At 61.2% G+C, this 17813-nt stretch carries 15 protein-coding genes and 1 pseudogene; 5 read left to right on the forward strand and 11 right to left on the reverse strand.

The annotated features are described in order from the left end of the window. The first annotated feature begins 126 nt into the window (after positions 1–126). Both K5R88_RS07725 and K5R88_RS07730 read left to right on the forward strand, forming a co-directional pair. Positions 127–1503, forward strand: a complete 1377-nt coding sequence (locus K5R88_RS07725; protein WP_008039030.1) for a pyridoxal-phosphate dependent enzyme — start codon at positions 127–129, stop codon at positions 1501–1503. Further along, positions 1500–2678: a cystathionine gamma-synthase gene (locus tag K5R88_RS07730; protein WP_008039031.1), complete on the forward strand. Its 1179-nt coding sequence runs from the start codon at positions 1500–1502 to the stop codon at positions 2676–2678. Before K5R88_RS07725 ends, K5R88_RS07730 begins: the two co-directional genes overlap by 4 nt. Before the next feature lie 167 nt (positions 2679–2845). Here K5R88_RS07730 and K5R88_RS07735 read toward each other — a convergent pair whose 3' ends face one another. After that, positions 2846–3946, reverse strand: coding sequence for a polyamine ABC transporter substrate-binding protein (locus K5R88_RS07735; protein ID WP_192415723.1), 1101 nt, complete (start codon positions 3944–3946; stop codon positions 2846–2848). An 835-nt stretch (positions 3947–4781) separates the two neighbouring features. On the opposite strand from K5R88_RS07735, the gene K5R88_RS07740 reads away from it, so the two are divergent. Further along, positions 4782–5210, forward strand: coding sequence for a nuclear transport factor 2 family protein (locus K5R88_RS07740; RefSeq protein ID WP_226299600.1), 429 nt, complete (start codon positions 4782–4784; stop codon positions 5208–5210). 50 nt (positions 5211–5260) lie between these two features. On the opposite strand, the gene K5R88_RS07745 is transcribed toward K5R88_RS07740, so the two are convergent. The 9 genes and pseudogenes from K5R88_RS07745 to K5R88_RS07785 all read right to left on the reverse strand — a co-directional run bounded on the left by K5R88_RS07745 (position 5261) and on the right by K5R88_RS07785 (position 14002). Beyond that, positions 5261–5536 (reverse strand): DUF971 domain-containing protein, encoded by a 276-nt coding sequence (locus K5R88_RS07745; RefSeq protein WP_008027252.1) that lies wholly within the window; start codon positions 5534–5536, stop codon positions 5261–5263. After that, on the reverse strand, positions 5533–6495 hold the full coding sequence (locus K5R88_RS07750) for a HEAT repeat domain-containing protein (RefSeq protein ID WP_226299601.1): 963 nt from the start codon (positions 6493–6495) through the stop codon (positions 5533–5535). Before K5R88_RS07750 ends, K5R88_RS07745 begins: the two co-directional genes overlap by 4 nt. Continuing rightward, positions 6492–7339: pseudogene (locus K5R88_RS07755) on the reverse strand (ABC transporter ATP-binding protein). The gene K5R88_RS07750 and the pseudogene K5R88_RS07755 overlap by 4 nt, the downstream one beginning before the upstream one ends. Further along, a complete protein-coding gene (locus K5R88_RS07760) occupies positions 7339–8121 on the reverse strand; it encodes an ABC transporter permease (RefSeq protein WP_226299602.1) in 783 nt (260 codons plus the stop codon). The pseudogene K5R88_RS07755 and the gene K5R88_RS07760 overlap by 1 nt, the downstream one beginning before the upstream one ends. A gap of 120 nt (positions 8122–8241) precedes the next feature. After that, positions 8242–9648: an ABC transporter substrate-binding protein gene (locus tag K5R88_RS07765; protein ID WP_226299603.1), complete on the reverse strand. Its 1407-nt coding sequence runs from the start codon at positions 9646–9648 to the stop codon at positions 8242–8244. 237 nt (positions 9649–9885) lie between these two features. After that, positions 9886–10131 carry a 4Fe-4S dicluster domain-containing protein gene (locus K5R88_RS07770; protein ID WP_007946457.1) on the reverse strand — a complete coding sequence of 82 codons (246 nt, stop codon included), beginning with the start codon at positions 10129–10131 and terminating at the stop codon, positions 9886–9888. Positions 10132–10156: 25 nt separating this feature from the next. Continuing rightward, complete coding sequence (locus K5R88_RS07775; protein ID WP_192228316.1) at positions 10157–11887, reverse strand: fumarate reductase/succinate dehydrogenase flavoprotein subunit; 1731 nt, start codon at positions 11885–11887, stop codon at positions 10157–10159. Next, complete coding sequence (locus K5R88_RS07780; protein WP_008039052.1) at positions 11884–12636, reverse strand: GntR family transcriptional regulator; 753 nt, start codon at positions 12634–12636, stop codon at positions 11884–11886. Before K5R88_RS07780 ends, K5R88_RS07775 begins: the two co-directional genes overlap by 4 nt. A gap of 478 nt (positions 12637–13114) precedes the next feature. Next, the gene (locus K5R88_RS07785) at positions 13115–14002 is read right to left on the reverse strand and encodes a Dyp-type peroxidase (protein ID WP_226299604.1); all 888 of its coding nucleotides are present in this window, start codon (positions 14000–14002) and stop codon (positions 13115–13117) included. A 186-nt stretch (positions 14003–14188) separates the two neighbouring features. Here K5R88_RS07785 and K5R88_RS07790 point away from each other — a divergent pair, with 186 nt between their 5' ends. Both K5R88_RS07790 and K5R88_RS07795 read left to right on the forward strand, forming a co-directional pair. Next, on the forward strand, positions 14189–15814 hold the full coding sequence (locus K5R88_RS07790) for an NADP-dependent glyceraldehyde-3-phosphate dehydrogenase (protein ID WP_226299605.1): 1626 nt from the start codon (positions 14189–14191) through the stop codon (positions 15812–15814). A 47-nt stretch (positions 15815–15861) separates the two neighbouring features. Further along, on the forward strand, positions 15862–16902 hold the full coding sequence (locus tag K5R88_RS07795) for an FUSC family protein (RefSeq protein WP_226300244.1): 1041 nt from the start codon (positions 15862–15864) through the stop codon (positions 16900–16902). Here K5R88_RS07795 and K5R88_RS07800 read toward each other — a convergent pair whose 3' ends face one another. Then, positions 16903–17796, reverse strand: coding sequence for a DMT family transporter (locus K5R88_RS07800; protein WP_226299606.1), 894 nt, complete (start codon positions 17794–17796; stop codon positions 16903–16905). Positions 17797–17813: the final 17 nt, after the last annotated feature.

Genomic DNA, 17813 nt, shown 5'->3' on the forward strand with positions numbered 1-17813 from the left:
GCACAAAGTTGCGAGAGGCGCATTCGCGGCCTATGGTCCAAACGATGCATTGCTGGCGACCGGCGTGCGATGGCTCGCCGCCGGTTGCTGTCCTTCCCGTGCGAATTTTCGCAAAGAGGTGACAACATGCCGAACGACTCCCGCCCTGCCGTGCTTGAACTGATCGGCAATACGCCGCTGGTGCGCGTCAGCCGCTTTGACACGGGCCCGTGCACCCTGTTTCTGAAGCTCGAATCACAGAACCCCGGCGGCTCGATCAAGGACCGCATCGGCCTGGCGATGATCGACGAAGCCGAGCGCGACGGCCGGCTGAAATCTGGCGGCACCATCGTCGAGGCCACCGCCGGCAACACCGGCCTCGGCTTGGCCCTGGTCGGCCGCGCCAAGGGCTATCGGGTGGTGCTGGTGGTGCCGGACAAGATGTCCACCGAGAAAGTCTTGCACCTCAAGGCCATGGGCGCCGAGGTGCACATCACCCGCTCCGATGTCGGCAAGGGCCATCCCGATTATTACCAGGACGTCGCGGCACGGCTGGCGCTGGAAATTCCCGATGCATTCTTCGCCGATCAGTTCAACAACCCGGCCAACCCGCTCGCCCATGAGTGCAGCACCGCACCGGAGATCTGGGCGCAAACCCAGCATGACGTGGATGCGATTGTCGTCGGCGTCGGCTCGGCCGGCACGCTGACCGGGCTGACCCGTTTCTTCAAGCGCGTACAGCCCAATCTGGAAATGGTGCTGGCCGACCCCATCGGTTCGGTGATGGCCGAATACAGCCGCAGCGGCACCATGCAGACGCCCGGTTCGTGGGCGGTGGAAGGCATCGGCGAAGACTTCATCCCCTCGATTGCCGACCTGTCCAGCGTGCGCCACGCCTATTCGATCAGCGACGAGGAAAGCTTCGATCACGCCCGCCAACTGCTGCGCGCCGAAGGCATTCTTGGCGGCTCTTCGACCGGCACCCTGCTGGCGGCGGCGCTGCGTTACTGCCGCGAACAAACTACGCCCAAACGCGTGGTCAGCTTCGTCTGCGACACCGGCACCCGCTACCTGTCGAAGGTCTACAACGACCAGTGGATGAATGATCAGGGCTTGCTCAAGCGCAAACCTTATGGCGACCTGCGCGATGTGATCGCACGGCGTTTCGAGGATGGCCGGGTGATCAGCGTCGGCCCGGACGACACGCTGCTGACGGCGTTCCAGCGCATGCGCCTGGCGGATGTGTCGCAATTGCCGGTGCTGGCGGACGGCAAGCAACTGGTCGGCGTGATCGACGAATCCGACATTCTGCTGGGCATGCAGGAAGATCCTTCACACTTCCGCTTGACCGTGGCCAGCGCAATGACCGACAAAGTAGAAACCCTGCCGCCCAGCGCCAGTCTGGAAAAGCTGCAGGCAGAACTCGATCGCGGGCTGGTCGCGATCATCGCCGACGCCTCGGGCTTCCACGGCCTGATTACTCGCGTCGACCTGCTCAATCATTTGCGGAGATCCCTTGCATGAGTCAACACGATGAAAACGCCGCGGCACGCGCCTTTGCCACTCGGGTGATCCACGCCGGGCAAACGCCGGACCCGACCACCGGCGCATTGATGCCACCGATTTATGCCAACTCCACCTATTTGCAACAAAGCCCCGGCGTGCACAAAGGTTTCGATTACGGGCGCTCGCACAACCCGACGCGCTTCGCCCTGGAACGCTGCGTCGCCGATCTGGAAAGCGGCACCCAGGCCTTCGCGTTCGCCTCCGGGCTGGCGGCGATTTCCACGGTGCTGGAACTGCTCGACGCCGGTTCGCACATCGTGTCCGGCAATGACCTGTACGGCGGGACGTTCCGACTGTTCGACAAGGTGCGTAAACGCAGCGCCGGGCATCGTTTCAGCTTCGTCGACCTGACAGACCTCGCGGCGTTCGAAGCATCGTTGCAGGACGACACCAAAATGGTCTGGGTCGAGACACCGAGCAATCCGTTGCTCAGCCTGACCGACCTCGCCGCCGTCGCACGTATCTGCCGCGACCGCGACATCATCTGCGTCGCCGATAACACCTTTGCCAGCCCATGGATCCAGCGCCCGCTGGAGCTGGGTTTCGACATCGTGCTGCACTCGACCACCAAATACCTGAACGGCCACTCCGACGTGATCGGCGGCATCGCCGTGGTCGGGCAGAACCCGGAACTGGCGCAACGACTGGGTTTCCTGCAGAACTCGGTGGGCGCAATCGCCGGCCCGTTCGACGCGTTTCTGACCCTGCGCGGCGTGAAAACCCTGGCGCTGCGCATGGAGCGTCACTGCAGCAACGCGCTTGAGTTGGCGCAATGGCTGGAGCGCCAGCCGCAAGTGGCGCGCGTCTACTACCCGGGCCTGCCATCGCACCCGCAGCATGAATTGGCGAAGCGGCAGATGCGCGGTTTCGGCGGGATGATTTCTGTCGATCTGAAGAGTGATCTGGCGGGTGCCACACGTTTCCTTGAGAGCGTACGGATATTCGCCTTGGCCGAGAGTCTGGGCGGCGTGGAAAGCCTGATCGAGCACCCGGCGATCATGACCCACGCCACCATCCCCGCAGAAACCCGCGCGCAGCTGGGCATCGGCGACGGGCTGGTGCGGTTGTCCGTGGGGGTTGAGGATGTCGAGGATCTGCGTGCCGATTTGGCGCAGGCGCTGACGCGGATCTGAACAAAACGGGGGGTTCGGTGGCATGACACCGAACCTGTAGGAGCCGGCTTGCTGGCGATTGCGGTGTATCAATCACCATTGATGTTGGCTGACACGCCGCCATCGCCAGCAAGCCGGCTCCTACAGGGGAATGCGTATGGCCGGTCGATTGCGCTCTGCCTTGGGTGTTATTCGCCGGACTTGATGCTGGTCCAGACCCGTGTGCGCACCCGCTCAAGCTTTTGCGGCAGCGGTTGCACCACATACAGGGTTTTCAACGCTTCGCTGGTCGGCGTCAGGTTCGGGTTGCCGGTGATTTCTTTATTGATCAGCGCAAGCGAGTCCTTGTTGGCGTTGGGGTAGCCGAGGAAATCACTGATCGGGGCGATGACTTTCGGGTCCAGCAAGGTGTTGAGAAACTCGTGGGCTTCCTCCACGTTCTTCGCGCTTTTTGGAATCGCAAAGGTATCAAACCAGATCGGCGCGCCCTCCTTCGGCAAGCGCCAGTCGACCACTACGCCGTTGCCCGCTTCCTTGGCGCGATTGCCGAACTGGTAGAAGCTGCCGGAGTAGCCGATGGCGACGCAGATATCGCCGTTGGCGATGTCGGTCATGTACTTGGCCGAGTTGAAATAGGTGACGTAAGGGCGAATCTTCAGCATCAGCGCCTTGGCTTTTTCGTAGTCGTCCGGGTTCTGGCTGTTCGGGTCCAGCCCCAGATAGTGCAGCGCCAGCGGCAGGATTTCCGAAGGTGAGTCGAGCATGGCGACGCCACAGGATTTCAGCTTCTGCATGTTCTGCGGGTTGAACACCAGGTCCCAACTGTCCACCGGCGCATTCTCGCCCAGCGCGGCCTTGACCTTGGCCGGGTTGAAACCGATCAGCACGGTGCCGTACATGTAGGGCACGCCGTACTGGTTGCCCGGATCGTTCTTGTCCAGCAATGCGAGCAGTGCCGGGTCCTGGTGTTTCCAGTTCGGCAGTTTGGTCTTGTCGAGTTTCTGGAATACACCGGCCTTGATCTGGGTTTCGATGAACTGGTTCGACGGCACCACCAGGTCGTAGCCCGAGTTGCCGGTCAGCAGCTTGGCTTCCAGCGATTCGTTGGTGTCGAAGGTGTCCCAGGTCACTTTGATTCCGCTTTTCTGGGCGAAGTCCTTGGGCACGGACGGCAGGATGTAGTCCGCCCAGTTGTACACCCGCAATTCCCGCTGTTCGGCGTGCACGGCACTGGCCAACAGCGTCAGCCCACAAACAGTGGCGCCCAGTATGCGTTTCATCATGACCATGAATGAATTCCCCAAATGTGTCGCTCGTTGGTTTTTATGTTCTGTACACGGCAGGCCTTAAAAATTGCCCAGGGCAAGGAAAACAGGATTTCAGTTGTGGATTCGCAAGCGTGCTGAAACAGCAATGCTGCTTCGATTCTTGCTGACGAACGAGTGAGTTCATAGTGCGAGGTCGGCCAAAAGGAGATCGAAATGGCCAATATCGGTGTCCCGGTGGATCCGGTGGCGGAAGACGCCCTGATCACCCTGTTGTACGCAATCCCTGTAGGAGCCGGCTTGCTGGCGATAGCGGTTGGCCAGGCAACATCATGGGTGACTGACACACCGCTATCGCCAGCAAGCCGGCTCCTACAGGTTTGGCGTCAATCTGGAAATGAGTGAAATACGCGCATTTGGGTGAAGGCAAAGGCCACAAAAAAAGCCCGCACAAGGCGGGCTTCGGGATTCGAGTAGGTGGCCGGCGCTGGTCTCCGGCTTACAAGGTTTATCAGGACTCTCACAGAAGAGTTTTGTGCTCTTCTGCTTCACACGGCATAAGGGCTGGATCTCAGCGCGGAGATCTTTCTAACCGTGTACCCTTCGGAACGCGCCCCACGTGTCCTTGCCATCCGCTTGCGCATCAGTCTGCGTCTTCACCTACAAGTTCTAGACTAGTACACCCTCCCGAACCGCGCCCCGGAATTTTTAGAACGATTTCGCCCATGGCGACGGGCGTCAGGACGGAAAAATACTAACCAGTGCTCGAGGGTTTTGCCGCCGGAGGGTTTCCCTTCAAGCCCTTTGATGTACAGTCTTCGCCGACGTTTGCAGAACAACAAAAATACAGGAGTTGAAAATGTCGGAACTGAAACTGCATCCAAACGCCGCACAATCGTTGAGCCAGTGGCACGCGATGATCAAAAAAGCCGACTTGAAGGCCTTGCCCGAATTACTGGACCCGCAAGTGGTTTTCCGCTCGCCGATGGCGCACACGCCTTATCCAGGGGCGCCAGTGGTCAACATGATTCTCAACACGGTGTCCGGCGTGTTCGAGGACTTCCAGTACCACCGCGAACTGGCGACTGCGGACGGCTTGAACGTCATCCTCGAGTTCAGCGCCAAGGTCGGTGAAAAACAGCTCAAGGGCATCGACATGATCCGCTTCAACGAACAAGGAAAAATCGTTGAATTCGAGGTGATGGTCCGCCCCCTGAGTGGCTTGCAAGCCTTGGGTGAAGAGATGGGGCGCCGACTGGGCGCTTTCCTGGCCGCCAGCAAAGCCTGACCACTGCGCAGCGCTTCATCGGCGGGCACACTCACCGGTGAAGCGCGTCATCAGGCCAGGCTCGAAAGATACGGCCACGGGTAGATGCCCCGTTCGTGACCATCGCTGAAAATCAGTTGCAGGCCATAGCCCTGCGCGTTCAATTCGATGACTTGCACTCGGTCATCGACCCTCGGCGTCAACCCTTTCAAGCGAAACGCCCGGCACTGCGAACACGGGCATTGCCGGCGCAACTCGGCATGATCCAGCAGCTGCTCACGACCATCCGGCCAGTTCAGCCGCAGCTGCTGTTTGCTCCGGGAGTTGCCGATCGCCAGCGGGTTCATTGCAACTGACTCAAGGCAATGCGCACGGCTTTGCGCACTTCCGGGTCGCCGTCGTTCTGCGCGGCCTGCAACGGCGCAACTGCGCCTTTATCGTTCAATTCGCCGAGGGCCAACGCGGCCTCCTTGCGCAGGTTGCTGATGCGATGACCGAGGGTTTCGATCAATGCGTCCAGCGCCGGGGCATAACGCAAGCGACCGAGACTGCGGGTGGCGCGCAGGCGCACTTGCCAATAATCATCGCTCAACGCTTCGACCAATGCCGGGCCTGCGTCGGTATGACCGACCTTGCCGAGGGTGGTCGCGGCTTCTTCGCGCACTTGCCAGGCGCCATCCTGTAATGCCTGGCGCAGGGCCGGCAGGACGTGCGCATCGGAGGCCAGGCCGAGGGCTCCCGTGGCGGCGCGACGGACTTCGGTGTCCGGGTCGTGACTGGCCAACGTCGCCAGGGCCGGCAATGCATCAAGCTGTTTGAGCCAGCCGAGCACGCCAACCGCTTCGCGGCGAACGCTGGCGTCTGCATCGCCCAGCGCCGCCAAGGCAGCGGTCGCGGCATCGGGAAAACGCAATTCGCGCAACGCCCGGAACGCGGCGATACGCACGTTGATGTCGGCATGCCCGGTCCACGGCAGAATCACCCTGCCTGCGGCTTCACTCTTGAGCAGGCTCAGGCTCTGCGCGGCGGCGGCCTGCACGGCCGGCGACGGATCGGTCAACGCCTGGCACAGCGCCTCAACGACCGGCGCCTCCTCCCAGGCTTCAAGCAGGCGCGCAGCTTCGGCGCGGACCTCTGCGGTCGGGTCTTCGGCCAGTCGATCGACCAGCCACAGCAAACCGTCCGGCTCTTCCAGGTCTGCCAGCTCGATCAGGGCGATCCGGCGCACGCCGGCGTCGGCATCGGTCAGGCGCGGTTGCAGGGCGAGAATGTCATCGTTATCGGTTACATCGAATAGAGAGGTCATAGGGCAAATCGCGGCAGTTTGTTTTCAGGGGGAAGTCCGAGAGGGTTCAGGCGCGGTAGCTGCCGACCGTCTTCGTGACGCAGTAATTCGAGGCAATGGCGCTTCAAGCGGGAGAACTCATGGCTTGTCACCAGTTCGCTGGTGCGTGGCCGAGGAAGTCGAGGCGCAGGTCTTCGATGATCCGCCCGGGACGCGTGCTCATGACCAGCAGCCGGTCGGCGAGAAACAACGCTTCGTCGATGTCGTGGGTGACGAACACCACGGTGGTGCGAATCCGCGTCCAGATGTCCAGCAGCAGCTCTTGCATGTTCAATCGGGTCAGCGCGTCGAGGGCACCGAAAGGTTCGTCCATCAGCAACAAACGCGGACGGTTGATCAGCACCCGGGCGATTTCCACCCGCTGCTGCATGCCACCGGACAACTGATCTGGCCAGCGCTCGGCGAACCCTTCGAGGCCGACCAGCGCGAGGATTTCGTCGGCGGCTTCGTGCCGTTCGGCCTTGCCGATGCCGCGCATTTTCAGGCCGAACGCGACGTTGTCGCGCACCGTGCGCCAAGGGAACAGCGTGTGGTGCTGGAACACCATGCCGCGCTGGGGCGAAGGACTCGACACGTCTTCGTCATCGACTTTAAGGCTGCCGGCGCGAGGTTGCAGGTGTCCGGCCAGCGCGCCGAGCAAGGTCGATTTGCCGCAACCGGAGGGGCCGAGAATGCACACGAACTGCCCCGGCTCGATCTGGCAATCGAGGCCTTGCACGGCTTCGAACGCGGCACGGCCCTCCCCTAGGCTGATCGACAATCCGCGAATGTCGATGCGCCCTTCAAGGTGTTGAAATACGCTCATCAGGCTTTTCCTCGTGGTCGATGCCAGGGCGTCAACAACCCGCCCAACCGTTTGATCAGCAGGCTGCTGCCCATGCCGAGCACGCCGATCAGCAACATGCCGACGACGATGTCGGCGTAGTTCTGGATGGTGTAGGACTCCCAGGTGTAATAACCGATGCCGTACTGGCCGGAGATCATTTCGGCGGTCACCAGGCAAAACCACGAGGTGCCCATGCCGATGGCGAGGCCGGTGATGATGCTCGGCGCGGCGCCCGGCAGAATCACCTCCAGCAGAATCGCCCGACGCCCTGCCCCGAGGCTTTTCGCCGAGGCAATCAGGCGCCGGTCGACGCCTTCGACGCCGTGCACGGTGTTGAGCAGGATCGGGAACAGCGCGCCGGTGAAGGTGATGAAGACCATCGACAGTTCCGACGACGGGAACATCAGGATCGCCAGGGGAATCCAGGCCACGGCCGGGATCGGGCGCAGGACTTCCAGTGGTGGCAGCAGCAAATCTTCGGCCCATTTCGAACGACCGATGGCCAGGCCCAACGCGATGCCGATGATCAGCGCCGCGAGGTAACCGGCGAAGACCCGGCTGAGGCTGCTGCTCAGGTGCTGGGCGAGTTTGCCGGAATCGCCCAGGCCCAGAGCGGCTTCGATCACCGCCAGCGGTGTCGGGACATTGGCGAAGGTGACCAGGCCGAGGTTCCAGTGGTGGCTGGCGGCGAGTTGCCAGAACAAAAGGCAGAGCAGCAATGAAGCTGCCCTCGGGATCCAGCGCTTTATAGATCGGGACATACATCTTCCTCCCCCTGTAGGAGCCGGCTTGCTGGCGATGGTGTGTCAGCTACATTGATGTCGACTGACACTCCATCGCCAGCAAGCCGGCTCCTACAGGGGATTGCGGGGTTCTGGCGGTTAGCGGGCGGCTACGGCCTGGGTGGTGGCGTCGGTGAAGTCGAGGACTTTGCCGCCCTGGGCCGTGGCGAATTGCTGGGCCTGGCCCTTGAGCAGGAACGCGCTGAGGCGCCCTTTCGCGTCACTGGCAAACCACGCCTGATCCGCCAGCAACTTGATCCCGCTGTCACTCGCCTGGGCATACACCGCGCGGATGTTTTTGCCTTCGGACTTCAAACCGGCCAATGCGGTGAACGCCGACTCCGCCGAGGCGTATTGACGCACTTTCGGCTCGCCGCGCACCCAGATCTCGGCCACATGACTGAAGTCGGTAATGGCTTTGCCGCTCAACGCATCCACTGCCTTGAGCGGGGTCTGACCGTAGTTGGCCAGTTGCGCGGTGTAGTCCAGCTTCGAGGCCTTGAACGCGGCGCGGATGTACTGGTCATCAATGAAGGTGTTGAGGTCGAGACCGCGATCAGCCTTCTTCAGCAGCTTGAGGGTGTCGATGGCGGTGCCGACCGCCTGGCGATATTCCGGCTTCCAGCTCAGGTCGCGGGTCTGCACGCCGAGCGGGCCGTGGAACAGGTAATTGACCTCGGCATCGACGCCGGTGACCTTGGCGATCAACTCGCTGTACTTCTCGGGTTCTGCCGCCAATAACTGGTTGGCTTCGAGGCTGGCGCGCAGGTACGCGACGACGATTTCCGGGTACTTTTTCGCGTAGGCCTGATCGACCAGCGCACCGTGGAACGTCGGCGTATTCGCCTGTGAACCGTCATAGATCTTGCGAGCGAAGCCACGGCTCGGGAACATTTCGGCGAACGGCACAAAGTCGGCGTGGGCGTCGATCTTCCCGGCCTGCAATGCGGAACCGGCGACTTCCGGCGGCTGGGCGATGATGTTCACGTCTTTGAGCGGGTCCCAACCCTGAGCCGCCACGGCGCGCAGCAACATGCCATGGGCGGTCGAGGCGAACGGCACGGAAATGGTCTTGCCCTTCAACTCGGCCAGTGATTGCACGCCCGAAGCACTCGGCACGACGATGCCGTTGCCGCTGCCCTTGATGCTGCCCGACAGCACGCTGATAAACAGGCTGTGCTTGCCGGCGGTTTCAAACGCGACACCGTTGAACGAGCCGGGGAAATCGGCCATCGCGCCGAAGTCCAGTTTGCCGGCGACCATCTCGTTGGTCAGAGGCGCGCCGCTGGTGAAGTTCTTCCACTCGACTTCGTATTTGGCGTCTTTGTATTGGCCATCGTGGGGCAAGTATTTGTCCAGCAGGCCGAGCTCGCGAATCAACAGGCCGCCGGCGGCGCAGTTGATCGTGGTGTCCTGGGTGCCGATGGCAATGCGGATGGTTTCGGCGGAAGCCGACAAGGTGAAAGAAGCCAGTACCAGACCGGCCAATGCTGCACGCAATAACATGGGTGTGTCCCCTCGAATCATTTATAGGATGTTCGTCTCCGCCACGATCAGGGCGTGGTGGGAAACGAGGGGTGTTGGGTGAATCCAGCGTCCGGTGTTTCCGGATGGCTTTGGGTTGTCTGGGCGGGCCTCATCGCTGGCAGGCCAGCTCCCACAAGGTTCTCTGTTGCCAGCGAAATCCGTGTCCCACTGAAAATCCCTGTGGGAGCTGGCCTGCCAGCGATGGCGTCCTGTCAGTCAACGCAGCAAATAAGGGATTTCGACTTTCACCGCCCCGGTCGGGCAGTCCTTTTCGCAGGGCATGCAGTACCAGCATTCGTCGAAGGCCATGTAGGCCTTTTGCGTGGCCGGGTTGATCGCCAGCAGGTCCATCGGGCAGACGTCGACGCACACGGTGCAGCCTTTGTGGGCGATGCACAGGTCCTCGTCGACCGTGACGGGCGCGTTGGAACGGAAGAAAATTTCCTGGGGTTGATAGGCCATTTGTCGGTCTCTCTTATAGTCAGGCTCAGGCCGCAAAGGCACCGACGCGCAGCCGGTCGTAGGCCTGCATTTCTTCGGCATCCAGCGGGATGATGTAGGGCTCGACGGCTTTCTTGAAACTGCTCATCTGGCCGTTTTCATCCTTCTTCAAATGGCAATGGCAGAACCAGTCGCTGTCGTTGCGTTGCGGGTGATCGACCCGATAGTGGTAAAGCCCCCAGCGACTTTCGGCGCGGAACAACGAAGCGCGGGCGGCCATTTCGGCGCAGTCGCGGATCATGCTGACTTCCATGGCGCGCATCAGTTCGTGGGCGTTGTGGGCCTTGATCTGATCGAGATCGCGCTGGATATCGCTGAAACGCTGCAGGCCGATCTGCATCTTCTTGGTCACTTTCGGCGGTTGCAGGTAATCGTTCACGAAGCGTCGCAGCTTGTACTCGACCTGGGCCGGCGGCAGTCCGTGTTCGCGGTCCAGTGGCGCGTAGACCCGCGCTTTCTCTGTCTCGATCTGCTTGGCATCGACCGCTGAAAATTCGCGACCGGCGACAAAATCCGCTGCGTTGGTGCCGGCAAACCAGCCGTAGGTGAACGCGCCAAGCATGTAGTTGTGCGGCACGGCGGCCATGTCACCCGCCGAATACAAACCCTTGACCGAGGTTTCGGCCTTCTCGTTGACCCACACACCCGACGCCGAATGCCCGCTGCAAAAACCGATTTCCGAGATGTGCATCTCGACCATCTGCGTGCGGTAATCGGTGCCGCGATTGGCGTGAAACTGGCCGCGACTCGGGCGTTCGTTGCTGTGCAGGATCTCTTCGATGTTCTGGATGGTTTCCTCGGCCAGGTGATCGAGCTTGAGGAACACGGGGCCGTTGCCGCTTTCGAGTTCCTGGTGGAACTCCCACATCATCTGGCCGCTCCAGTAGTCGCACTCGATGAAGCGCTCGCCCTTGTTGTTGGCGGTGTAGCCGCCCAACGGGCCGGTGACGTAGGCGCAGGCCGGGCCGTTGTAATCCTTGATCAGCGGGTTGATCTGGAAGCATTCGAGGTTCGCCAATTCGGCCCCGGCGTGATAAGCCATGGCGTAACCGTCGCCGGCATTGGTCGGGTTTTCGTAAGTGCCCATCAGGTAACCCGAGGACGGCAAACCGAGGCGCCCGGCAGCACCGCACGCGAGGATCACCGCCTTGGCCTTGATCACATGAAAATCGGCGGTACGGCAGTCGAACCCCATCAGACCGTTGACCGCGCCCTCTTCGTCCGTCAGCAAGCGCGTGCAAACCACACGGTTGGTGATGCTGACCCGGGCGCGTTTCAACTGGCGGTACAGGACTTTCTTGATGTCATGCCCTTCCGGCATCGGCAGCACGTATGCGCCCATGTGGTGGACCTTTTTCACTGCGTAATCGCCGGTTTCGTCCTTCTCGAACTTGACGCCCCAGCGGTCCAGTTGCTCGATGGTTTCGAAGCTGTGGGTGGCGTAGGCATAGACCGCTGCCTGATTGACGATGCCGTCGTTGGCGATGGTGATTTCCTTGGTGTACTGCTCCGGCGTGGAATGGCCGGGAATGATCGCGTTGTTCAGGCCGTCCATGCCCATACTGATCGCGCCGCTGCGTTTGACGTTGGCCTTGTCGATCAGCAACACGCGCAGGTCGCGGTTGCGCTCCTTGGCCTTGATTGCCGCCATGGGACCCGCCGTGCCACCGCCGATCACGACGATGTCGTATTCCTGTTCGAGGGTACTTCTTGTCATGCCTGCGCCCCTTTGTGCCGGTCGATCCGCAGGCGGTACTGGAAGGCATCGCCACGGTAGTAAAGGTGTTCGAAGTCCACGGGTTGGCCGCTGGCATCGTGGGTCAGACGCTCGATGCGCATGATCGGCGAGCCGGGTTCGATGTTGAGTGCCTGGGTCAGGTCGCTGTCGGCGAGGACGGCATCGATGGCCAGATCGGCATGACCGAGGGCCAGGCCGCAGTCGTTTTCGAGGATCAGGAAGATGTCGCGGGTGACCAGATCGGCCTTTTCCAGCCGTTCGCCGATGGCTTTGGGCAGGTAGGTGATTTCCAGTGAGATCGGCTCACGGTTGATCAGGCGCACCCGCTTGATCTGCGCCACGATCTCGCCTTCGGCCACCTGCAAACGCTCGGCGACGAGTTTGTCGGCGGGGATGAATTTGAAACTGCGCAGGCGGTTGATCACCTCGTAGCCGCGCCCGGTCATGGACTCGGCGAGGCCTTGCAGGGTGCTGACGTTCTGGAAGGTTTTCGGCTTGGCGACGAAGGTGCCCTTGCCGTGAATCTTGAAGATCAGCCCTTCTTTTTGCAGATCGCCGAGGGCCTGGCGCACGGTGATGCGGCTGACTTTGAACAACGCGCCAAGCTCGCTTTCCGAAGGCATCTGGCTGTCTTGCGGGTATTCGCCGTCGAGAATGCGGGCACGCAGGACGTCACGCAGTTGAGTGTGCAAAGGAACACTGCTGAGGGAGAGAACGTTATCGGTCATGGCAGATCACTTGTTATAACGAGTTATGACGTGATCTTAGAGTTCTAGTACTGGGGTTGAGAAATACTGTTTGAGAATAAGGTTAGATTCGTGGGATGGCGCGTTACCTGACGCACCGCGCTGCATGGATCGCCAGCAAGCCGGCTCCTACAGGATTCTCGTCAACCGAACATTCCCGGTACACCCACGCACTTGTAGGAGCCGGCTTGCCGGCGATGGCGTCCATGAAATCGCCTTCGCCGGCAAGCCTGGCTCCTACAGGATTCGCGTCAACAGAACATTCCCGGCACGCATACGCACTTGTAGGAGCCGGCTTGCCGGCGATGGCGTCCATGAAATCGCCTTCGCCGGCAAGCCGGGCTCCTACAGGATTGGCGTCAACCGAACATTCCCGGCACGCATGCGCACTTGTAGGAGCCGGCTTGCTGGCGATGGCGTCATTGAAGTCACCTTCGCCGGCAAGCCGGGCTCCTACAAATCAACCGACGCGCAGTGCGCGCAAATCCAGTCGACCGTCCTTCAGCGGTGGGCACCAGTAGTAGCCGCCGGTGATCGGGCGACTGATGCGGTACAAGCCGTCGGTGATGCCATCTTCCAGACCGCTCATGCGGCGCAATTGGGCTTCGAAGGCGTCGAGGGAGAAACCGAACGCGAGGAACATCAGACCAGCGCGATCCCCTTCGATCCACGGCATCGAGCGGCGGACCACGAACGCTTCGGGGGCGAAGCTTTCCTGGGCGGTGCGTTTAACGTGGGCAGAGATCGGCGCGTCATCGATTTCTTCGTTATCGCTCAAGCGACGGCCCATGATGTTGTCCTTTTCTTCAGACGGCATCGCATGGAAGCCCTTCAGGTCGTGCTGCCACTGCTGGATCGCGGCGAAGCTGCCACCGACCACACCGTCAGCGCCCTCACCGACCAGCGCGGCAGCCACGGCGGCTTCGTTGTGCGGGTTTTCGGTGCCGTCTTCGTAACCGGTCAGGTCGTGGCCGGTGAGGTGGCGGAACGTTTCGTTCATCTGCACCAGGCGCAGGGCCGGTGCCAGCGCGGCTTCGATGGCGGTGGCGCGATTGAGCAACTCGCCACGGTCGACACCATGCAACCAGCACCACAGCGCGTGCTGGGTCGACGGGTTGTCGACACCGACGCCGGTCAGTGCCGGAAACGACCGCAGCCCGTCGATCTGCACGTGCAGCGCCTTGACCAGGGATTCACCGAAACCGGCCACCGCCGATTTCCCGTCCACCAGCAGCATCAATTTTTCGAGCGCGGCCGGCAGAGCATCGACGGATTCCAGCGCGAAGAACATATGACGGGCTTGAGGTGGAACGGGGGTGGCGAGGATGCCCGGCTGGTAGTAACTCATATGAACTCCTTAATAAAGAGCATGAAGTTTACCCGCAGCGTCGGCCGTTGTGTGTTCTCAGGTCAAAAGATCGCGGGTTCATCAAATCGGCACTTAAAAAGTCGAGGCAATAAGGCGTATAACCTTTGAAGTGAATTCTGAACTGCAAGCCGCCAGCGCATGGCTTACATCACATGGAGTAGCGACATGACCACAGCACACATCCTCGGCAACCTGTTTCCCGACGCCAGCGACATCCCAGAAAAGTACCGCCTCGACGGCCAGACCGAGCAACGTGAATACCTGGTCGATGGCGAACTGAAAACCTGGGCCGGCCCCCTCGCCCAAGTCCGCAGCCCGGTGTACCTGACCGGCGAAAATGGCGACGAACAAGTGATCCTCGGCAGCACGCCGCTGCTCGATGCCGACACAGCGCTGACCGCGCTCGACGCCGCCGTCCGCGCCTATGACCGGGGCCAGGGTTTGTGGCCGACCATGCGCGTGGCCGAACGCATCCAGCACGTCGAAGCGTTTCTCGGGCGTATGCGCGAACAGCGCGAAGCCGTGGTCAAGTTGCTGATGTGGGAGATCGGCAAAAACCTCAAGGACTCGGAAAAAGAGTTCGACCGCACCTGCGACTACATCGTCGACACCATCAACGCCCTCAAAGAACTCGACCGCCGCTCCAGTCGATTCGAGCTGGAACAGGACACGCTCGGGCAGATCCGCCGCGTACCGCTGGGCGTGGCGCTGTGCATGGGACCTTACAACTACCCGCTGAACGAAACCTTCACCACGCTGATTCCGGCGCTGATCATGGGCAACACCGTGGTGTTCAAACCGGCCAAGCTCGGCGTGCTGCTGATTCGTCCGCTGCTGGAAGCGTTCCGCGACAGCTTCCCGACCGGTGTGATCAACGTCATTTACGGCAGCGGCCGCGAGACGGTCAGCGCGCTGATGGCCAGCGGCAAGATCGATATCTTCGCGTTCATCGGCACCAACAAGGCCGCCAGCGACCTGAAAAAACTCCACCCGAAACCGCACCGTTTGCGCGCAGCGCTGGGCCTGGACGCGAAAAACCCTGGCATCGTTTTGCCTGAGGTGGACCTGGACAACGCCGTGAACGAAGCGGTCACCGGCTCGCTGTCGTTCAATGGCCAGCGCTGCACCGCGCTGAAAATCCTCTTCGTCCACGAAGACGTGGTCGAGGCGTTCATCGACAAATTCAGCGCCAAACTCGCCAGCCTCAAACCCGGCATGCCGTGGGAAAGCGGCGTAGCCCTGACACCGCTGCCGGAGTCGGGCAAGGTCGATTATCTGCACGGGCTGGTTGCGGATGCCGTGAGCAAAGGTGCCCGTGTGGTCAACCCGAATGGCGGTGAAGCCCGCGCGTCCTTCTTCTATCCGGCGGTGTTGTTCCCGGTGACGCCGCAGATGCGCGTCTATCAGGAAGAACAGTTCGGCCCGGTGGTGCCAATCGTGCCTTACCGGCATCTGGACACGGTGATCGATTACGTCCTGGAATCGGACTTCGGCCAGCAACTGAGTATCTTCGGCACCAACCCGGTGGCGGTTGGCCGTCTGGTCGACACTTTCGCCAACCAGGTCGGGCGGATCAACCTCAACGCCCAGTGCCAGCGCGGCCCGGACACCTATCCGTTCAATGGTCGCAAGAACTCGGCCGAAGGCACGTTGTCGGTGCATGATGCGTTGCGGGTGTTCTCTATTCGCACGCTGGTCGCGACCAAGTTCCAGGAGACCAACAAGGACCTCATCAGCGAGATCATCAGCGGTCGCAGTTCGAGTTTCCTGACCACCGACTACATCTTCTGAGGACCACGAGTCTGAGTACCTTCAGAGCCAACCGACTGCCACCGTTACTGCGCCGGGTACTGCGTCCGTTACTGGACCCGTACCGGCGCTATCGCCACGCCAGATTGATTCACGCCGTGCGTGTATCGCTGGGGTTGCTGGCGACGATCCTGCTGACCACCGGCATCCACCTGCCCCACGGTGAGTGGGCGTCGGTGACGATGCTGGTGGTGATCGGCGGTTTGCAGCACCACGGCAACATCGGCAAAAAAGCCGCCGAGCGCGCCATCGGCACCTTGATCGGCGCCGGTGTCGGCCTGTTATTGGTGGCACAACAAGCCTGGCTCGGGATGCCGTGGCTGACCTATTTTGCGATGTCGGTGGTCTGCGGATTTTTCTCATACCATGCCATCGGCAAAGGCGGTTACACGGCGCTGCTGTCAGCGATCACCGTGTTTATCGTCGCCGGGCATGGCGATAATCCGGTGACCGACGGGCTGTGGCGCGGGGTCGATATCCTGATCGGCATTGCCCTGGCCCTGGCGTTTTCCTTCGCCTTGCCGCTGTACGCGGTTTACTCCTGGCGCTACAACCTGGCCGATGCGCTGCGCGATTGCGCGACGATTTACGGGCGCATCATCAATGGCCAACCCGTGACCGATGACGAGCACGTGAAGTTGATGAATCGCCTGAACACGGTGATGGTGCAACAGCGCTCGCTGATGCCGTCGGTGTCCAAGGAAGTGAAGATATCCATGACCGAGCTCGATGCGATACAGCGCCATTTGCGCATGTGTGTCAGCACCCTGGAAATCCTCGGCAACACCCGACCGGATATCAATGACCCCGACGCCATGGCGCATCTGCAATCGGCGTTGAAAGCGGAGCATCGGCTGATTCGCGTGCAATGGGTGGGAATGGCGCGGGCGCTGAAATCCGGCGCGTCCCAACGGCTGAATCGACCCGTCGAACTGCCGGCGGATTCGAGCCTGGACACACCGGTCTACAATCCGCTGGACGGCTACCGGCTATTGATCCGGCAGCTGGCCAGCAACATTGGCGAAATGCGCCAGCGCCTGGCCAAGACCGCGCCGTGTTGGAACATCTGATTATTGTGTAACTGTCCGCCGAAACTTCAGGCTCCAGCCTTGTTGCATGCCCGCGGCGGCCAGCAGAATCGCAGCGACACCGATCCATTGCAGTATTTCCAGACGATGGCCGAAGGCAAACCAGTCAACGAAAATCGCCGCAATCGGGTAAATAAACGACAACGCACCGGTCAGTGCCGTCGGCAATTTCTGGATCGCGCCGTACAGCAACACGTACATCACGCCGGTGTGAACAATGCCGAGAGTCACCAGGCTGGCCCAGGCGCTCGGTGCTTGCGGCAACGCCGAGAAGTGCGCGAATGGCGCGAGCAACAACACGCCGGTGCTGACTTGAATCAGCGCAATCAGGTGCGGTGGCGTGCCGGTCAGGCGTTTGATGATCAATGCCGCAATCGCATAAAGGAAAGCGGCCCCGAGTGCCAGCGCGATGCCCATCAGGTAATCGTTGCCGCCCTCGCCCTGTTGCCCATGTGCGCTGACAATCGCCAGCATCCCCAGAAACGAAACGCCCAGCCAGAACAGTTTCTGCAAGGTGATTTTTTCGTTGAGGAACAGCGCGGCCAAGCCGACCAGCATGAACGGCTGAACGTTATACACCGCGGTACCGATGGCAATCGAAGCGCGGGAGTAAGAGGCAAACAACAGCACCCAGTTGCCGACAATCGCCACGCCGCTGAGCACGGCCAGCAGGAACGTGGTGCGGGTCAGAATGCCGGGGCGCAGGAAGCCGAAAGCCGAGCAAATCAGCAACAAGGTGCCGGCGCCGAACACGCAACGCCAGAACACCACGTCCAGCACCGGTTGCCCGGACACCAGCACGAACCAGCCGATGGTCCCGGAAATCAGCATGGCGGCAGTCATCTCGAATGACCCGCGACGAAGTGTTTTGTCCATCATCAGACTCCTGTGAT

This window comes from Pseudomonas sp. MM213 (assembly GCF_020423045.1).
GTDB classification, from domain to species: Bacteria; Pseudomonadota; Gammaproteobacteria; order Pseudomonadales; family Pseudomonadaceae; genus Aquipseudomonas; species Aquipseudomonas migulae.